Origin of the sequence: Dietzia sp. DQ11-38-2 (assembly GCF_014145055.1) — a bacterium.
Taxonomy (GTDB): Bacteria; Actinomycetota; Actinomycetes; order Mycobacteriales; family Mycobacteriaceae; genus Dietzia.
This window is the reverse complement of sequence record NZ_JAALDW010000157.1, coordinates 1-5,748: the sequence shown is the minus strand read 5'-3', so window position 1 is coordinate 5,748 and position 5,748 is coordinate 1. Positions and strand designations below refer to the sequence as shown.

The 5,748-nt window shown below is 71.9% G+C and carries 6 protein-coding genes; 5 read left to right on the top strand and 1 reads right to left on the bottom strand.

Annotated elements, in window-relative coordinates:
* The 4 genes from G6026_RS06245 to G6026_RS06230 all read left to right on the top strand — a co-directional run.
* On the top strand, positions 1–306 hold a 306-nt coding region (locus G6026_RS06245), incomplete at its 5' end, for a hypothetical protein (RefSeq protein ID WP_206682010.1).
* Positions 303–2,048, top strand: a complete 1,746-nt coding sequence (locus G6026_RS06240) for an ABC transporter ATP-binding protein (RefSeq protein ID WP_182612586.1) — start codon at positions 303–305, stop codon at positions 2,046–2,048. The genes G6026_RS06245 and G6026_RS06240, both read left to right, overlap by 4 nt.
* Entirely contained in the window at positions 2,045–3,841 is a 1,797-nt protein-coding gene (locus G6026_RS06235; protein WP_182612584.1) for an ABC transporter ATP-binding protein, read from the top strand. Before G6026_RS06240 ends, G6026_RS06235 begins: the two co-directional genes overlap by 4 nt.
* Positions 3,838–4,260 (top strand): hypothetical protein, encoded by a 423-nt coding sequence (locus G6026_RS06230; RefSeq protein ID WP_182612582.1) that lies wholly within the window; start codon positions 3,838–3,840, stop codon positions 4,258–4,260. The genes G6026_RS06235 and G6026_RS06230 overlap by 4 nt, the downstream gene beginning before the upstream one ends.
* Here the strand turns inward: G6026_RS06230 and G6026_RS06225 are convergent.
* Positions 4,233–4,856 carry an XRE family transcriptional regulator gene (locus G6026_RS06225; RefSeq protein ID WP_309230249.1) on the bottom strand — a complete coding sequence of 208 codons (624 nt, stop codon included), beginning with the start codon at positions 4,854–4,856 and terminating at the stop codon, positions 4,233–4,235. The two genes, G6026_RS06230 and G6026_RS06225, sit on opposite strands and share 28 nt — an antisense overlap.
* Positions 4,857–4,970: 114 nt before the next feature.
* Between G6026_RS06225 and G6026_RS06220 the strand changes: the two genes are divergently transcribed.
* The coding region (locus tag G6026_RS06220) for an MFS transporter (RefSeq protein ID WP_182612578.1) at positions 4,971–5,748 on the top strand (778 nt) is incomplete at its 3' end.

The window sequence follows — 5,748 nt, the reverse complement described above, 5'->3', positions numbered from 1 at the left end:
CGTGCCACCGTCGGTGGGGTGGCCGGTGGCACCGACGCAGGACCTCGCGCCACCCACCGGTGGGAGGACCTGGGCGACGACGAACGTCGTCGGGAGACCGGAGCCCGCGCGGTCCTGAAGGCGGGCGGGGTGGTGGACGTACCGGACGGCCTGGTGTGCCCCTTCGGGCCCTCGGCGCTGGAGGCCTCGGAGTGGACCCCGGCGGGTGGCGCCGGAGTGCATATGAGCCGGGAGTCGCCGGACCGTTTGATCCTCACCTCCCGCCCGCTCGCCCCGACCGGCCATCGGAGAGGAGAGCCGCAGTGAGCGCCTCGGGATTCGACTATCGGGCCGTGCCACGGCTGGTGCGCCCCCACCTCGGCGGGTCCCGCCGCCTGCTCGCGGCCGCGGTGTCGCTCGCCGTGGTGTCCGCCTTCGCTGAGCTCGCGGTGCCCTACGCCGTCTACCGTCTGCTCGTGCACGTGGTGGTGGGCCACGGGGGGATGGCGGTGCCCCAGGCGGTCGCTCTCGCCGCTGCGGGGGTCGTCGTCACCTATCTCACCTTCGGTGCCGCGACCGCGCTGGCGCACCGTGCCGCCTTCGAGGTGATCGCGCGGATCCGCATCGCCCTCGGAGAAGCGTGGTCCGTGGCGGAGTTGTCCGACCTGTCGGACCGTCACACCGCCTCCGCCCGTTCTGCCGCGGGGGAGGAGGTCGAGCGTCTCGAGGGGATCCTGGCCCACGGCGTCCCGGAGTTCGCGGCCAGTGTGACGGTGTGGCTCGCCATGACGGTGTGGCTCCTGGGTGAGGACTGGCGGTTGGCCCTGGCGTGCGCGGCGGTGGCCCCGCTGGCCTTCTGGACGATGCGGCGGGCGATGCGGTCCAACGCCCACCGGATGGGCGAGTTCGTCGAGGCCAACGCGGCGATGGGTCGGGCGATGATGGACCAGCTCACCGCCCTCGCGGAGATCAGGGTCTTCGGCGCGCGGACGTCGGGGTCGACGGCGGTGTCCGCGATCCAACGCACCGCGCGCCTCCAGTCCGCGTGGGGAGCGGCGTTCCTCCGCTGGGGTGCCTGGTTCTCGCCTCTGGTCACCGCCACCCCGGCGGTCGTCGCGGTGCTCGGGGCCTGGTTGCTCGCTGCCGGGAGGCTCAAGGTGGACACGTTCCTGCTGTTCGTGGTCCTGGCCCCGGCCTACACGGTTCCGCTCGTCACACTCTTCTACCGGATGCACTCTCTTCCCCTCGCGGCGGCGAGCGCCCGAGCGGTCGAGGAGCAGCTCGACCTGGCCCCGCGTGAGCCGACGACGGTGACCGGCCGGGAGCCGAGGGATCGCACCCTGGTCGTCGACGGCCTCGACTTCGGTCACCGGGGGCGCGAGAGCACGCTCCGACGCGTCTCGTTTCGGGTCCCGGAGGGTACGACGGTCGCCCTCGTGGGGGAGTCCGGATCGGGCAAGACGACCCTGTTGGAGGTGATCGCCGGGGTGAAGAGACCACCCGTCGGTGAGATCATGCTCGGTGGCGTGCCCACCGCCGACCTACTGGGCGTCCCCGGCCGCCGTTGGGTGAGCCTGGCCGCTCAGAATCCCCTGCTGTTCGCCGGCTCGATCGGGGAGAACCTCCGGATGGGGGCGCCCGACGCCCCCGACGGTCTCCTGCTCGACGCGCTGAATGTCGTCGGTCTCCTCTGGGAGCTCGGGGACCCGGTCCTCGATCGGCGTCTCGGCGAGGCGGGTTCGGGTCTGTCCGGGGGGCAGCGGCAGCGACTCGCGCTCGCGCGGGCCCTCGTCGTCAACGCCTGGCTGGTCCTGATGGACGAGCCGACCGCCTCGGTCGACCCGCTCACCGAGGACGATTTGTGGGAGTCGATCTCGCGGTGGTGCCGGGGAAGGACGCTCGTGATGGCGACCCACCGGATCGCGCTGGCCCGCCGGGCGGATCACATCGTGGTGCTCGACCGGGGCGCGATCGCCGAGCAGGGCACTCACGACGAACTGCTCGACCGCGGCGGGCTCTATGCCGAGTTGACCGAGGCCGAGTCGCGGGCGGGGGCGGGGATCCGATGAGCGGAGTGGGCACGATGTGGCGGATCGCCGGGGCCGAACGGGTCCGCGTCCTGCGCGGGGTGGGCTGGCGGATCGTCCAGTCCCTGCTCGGCGGGCTGCTCTACGGGGTGCTGATCACCCTCGTCGTCGACCTGGCCCGCGGTGGGCAGGTCGACAGGAACCGGGCCGTTCAGGTGACCGTGGTGGCCGTGGCAACGCTCATCGGACAACTGCTCGCCTCGTATCTGGCCGCCAGGGATTCCTGGTTGGCCTCCTACCAGGTGTCCGCTCATGTCCGCGAGTGGGTGCTCGAGCACCTGCTCCGCGTGCCCGTCCCGACGGCCACCGGTCGCCGCCGCGGGGAGATCCAGGCCCTGCTCACGGGTGACATGCAGCAGATCGAGGACTTCCTGTCCGAAGGGCTGCCCAAGCTGGGACAGGCTCTCGGGCTGCCGGTCTTCGTCGTGGTGGCCGCGGCCGTCTACGACCCGGTCGTCGCTCTCGTGCTCGCCGGCGCCGTCCTCGCGGCGATCCCGGCGACCGTGTGGGCGGGGACCCGGACGACCGCCGCCGCCCGGGAGCGGACCACCCTGCAGGCCGAGTCCTCGGCGCGGTTCGTCGACGTGCTCACCGGGATCACCGTGTGGAGGGTCCTCGCGGCGCCGGGGCGGATCGCCGACGTCCTGCGCGCAACGGCGCTTGACCTGCGCGACTCCTCGGTGCGGATGCTCGGCAGGCTGATCCCCCCGCTGATGCTGGCCTCGGCTGTCCTCATGGCCGGCGTCCCGGTGCTGATGGCGGTGGTGGCCGGCCGCGGAACGGAGATCGCCGTGGGGTTCCTCCTCGTGGCGATCGCCGTCTACCGGCCTCTGGTGGCCGCGCTGTCGGTGGGGGAGCAGTGGCACGTGACCCGCTCGGCCCTGGAGCGGCTGCGATCGGTGGCCGAGATCCCGCAGCTTCCCGATCCGGCGGAGCCCCGGACACCACGAGGTGTCGAGGTGCGGTTCGACGACGTGGGATACGACTACCCGGACGGCACCCCGGCGCTCCGGGGGATCGATCTGGAACTCCCCGAGAAGGGGATGGTCGCCGTGGTCGGCCACTCGGGCAGCGGGAAGTCCTCGCTCGGTGGCCTGCTCTCACGCCTCGACGATCCCGCCGCCGGGTCGGTGAGGATCGGCGGAGTGGACGTCCGCGAGATCGCCCCGGACACCCTCGCGGCCACGGTGACCCAGGTGTTCCAGCACACCCATCTGGTGCCGGGGACGGTGGCCGAGAACATCGCGCTCGGCCGCCCCGACGCCGACCGTGCCGACATCGTCGACGCGGCCACGCGCGCGCAGCTCCACGCCGCGATCAGCGACCTGCCCCACGGATACGACACGCGTCTGGGGGAGGACGGAGCCGGGCTGTCCGGGGGACAGCGGCAGCGCGTGGCCATCGCCCGGGCCCTGCTCGTGGATGCACCGGTCGTAGTGCTGGACGAGCCCACCTCGGCCCTGGACACCCGGACCGAGAGCGAGGTCTCGGAGGGGATCGCTGAGTTGGCCCGCGGACGATCCGTCCTGCTCATCGCACATCGCCTCGGCACGGTCACCCGAGCCGACGAGATCGTCGTCCTGGAGCAGGGGCGGGTGATCGAGCGCGGTACCCATGCGCAGCTGCTGAGCACGGACGGACGGTATCGACGGATGTGGGACCGGGCCGAACCGGCCGGTGATCCCGCCCAGAAGAGCCCCGCCCAGAGGAGTCCCGCCCGGAACGGGTCCCGCGCCCGGTCGACAGCCGGGACGGATGAGAGGAGCAGACGATGACGAAGTCCCATCACCCGGAGAACCCGCCTCGCCCGAACCCCGGCGACCGACCGCAGAACGCTTTCACGCTGATGTACTGCGGCACGTGCGGCGGGGAGAGGGAGTCCGCGCTGCTCTCGGCCCTGAGCCGGGCGGTGGGCCGCTCTGCCCACGGAGTGCTGGCGCGCGCCACCTGCCTCTTCGGCGGCAGGTGTGGGGCCGCACGGGAGTCGAACGCGGACGGCCCCGTCGTCCTAGTGCAACGGTGCCATCGCGTCACCCGCGAGCCCCGAGGACACGTGGTGACGATCGGGCCCGTGCGGACCACCCCGGAGGTCAACGGACTCATCCGGTGGCTCGAGACCTCCGAACTCACGGTGAACGAACTCCCGCTGCCCCTGCGCCGGGCGCACTACGAGCGGGTGGCGTCGGGGGACTGATCGGGTAGGTCGCCCACCGGGTGACGTGAGTCGTCCGGCGTCGTGCGATCGACGCGGGTGACGGCTCGGTCGCCGTGCGGCCCGAACAGGTGCAGGATCTCCACCGCGGTGTCATCGGCCGGGCCGAACCAGTGCGGGATGCGGGGATCGAACTCGGCGGTCTCCCCGGGGCCGAGGAGGTGCTCGTCGGTGTCGAGCAGCAGGCGAAGGGTGCCGGCGAGCACGTAGAGCCAGGCGTGGCCAGGGTGGGACGTCAGGGTGGGTTCGCGGGGACCGACGATGTGCTTGAAGACCTGAACCCGTCCGGGGTAGCGGGTCAGAGGCACGATCACGCCACCGCCGGTGTGCTGGTGGGGTTCGAGGTGCAGCCGGGGGTCGCGGGTGGCGGGCGCGGCAATGAGTCGGTCGAGCGCCACCCGGTGAGCCCGAGCGAGCGGGATGAGCAGGTCCAGGGTCGGTTGTCGGTGGCCGGTCTCGAGTCGGGACAGGGCGCTGACCGACAGGCCGGTCTGCTCCGCCAGCTCGCCCAGCGTGAGTCCGCGGCTGGTCCTGAGGGCACGCAGACGGGGTCCGATCGCCTCGATGATCCTCGACACCTCCGCGTGCACCTCCTCATCTTTGCAGATTCCGCAAAAGTCCTGGGAGCACCGGGCAGGGACCCGCGAGCATTGACCGCGAACGATCTCCCCTGTGGAAAGGCTGGTGTCCGCGTGATCCAGACGTCTGTCCCCGCTCCCGTTGCACCGAGTCGCCGCCGGTGGGCGGTGGTGGCGGTGTGCGGCTTCGCGCTGTTCCTGGTGGGAGTGGACACCACGATCGTGACCATCGGACTGGGAGAGATCGGCGGGGCTCTCGGCGTGGGAGCTGACCGGTTGTCGTGGGTGGTGGACGCCTACACGGTGGTGTTTGCGGCTCTGCTGATCACCTCGGGCGCCCTGGCAGACCGCGTCGGCCGCCGCCGGGTGTTCACGACCGGTCTGGTGGTGTTCGGAATCGCCTCGTTGGCGTGTGCGTCCGCGCCGACCCTCGGCGTCCTCATCACCGCGCGGGCCGTCCAGGGCGTCGGCGCCTCCATGCTGACCCCGGTCGCGCTGGCGATCGTCGTGAACGTGATGACCGACCCGCGCGAGCGGGCCACGGCGATCGGTATCTGGGGAGCGATCTTCGGGCTCAGCATGGCGGCCGGCCCTGTCACGGGTGGGGTCTTGATCTCCTCGTTCGACTGGCGTGCGGTGTTCTGGATCAACGTCCCCGTCGTGCTGCTCGCCCTCGTGCTGGTGGCGCTCGTGGTCCCCGAATCGCGCGGGCAGCACATCCGACGGATCGACGCGCCCGGGCAGGCCTTGCTCATCGTGCTTCTCGTCGTGGCCGTGGGCCTGCTGATCGAGGGGCCACGAACCGGCTGGACCGCCTCGGCTGCGCTCGTCGGCTACGGCGTGCTGGCGGTGACCCTCGCCGCGTTCATCGCGATCGAGTCCGGTCGCCGCG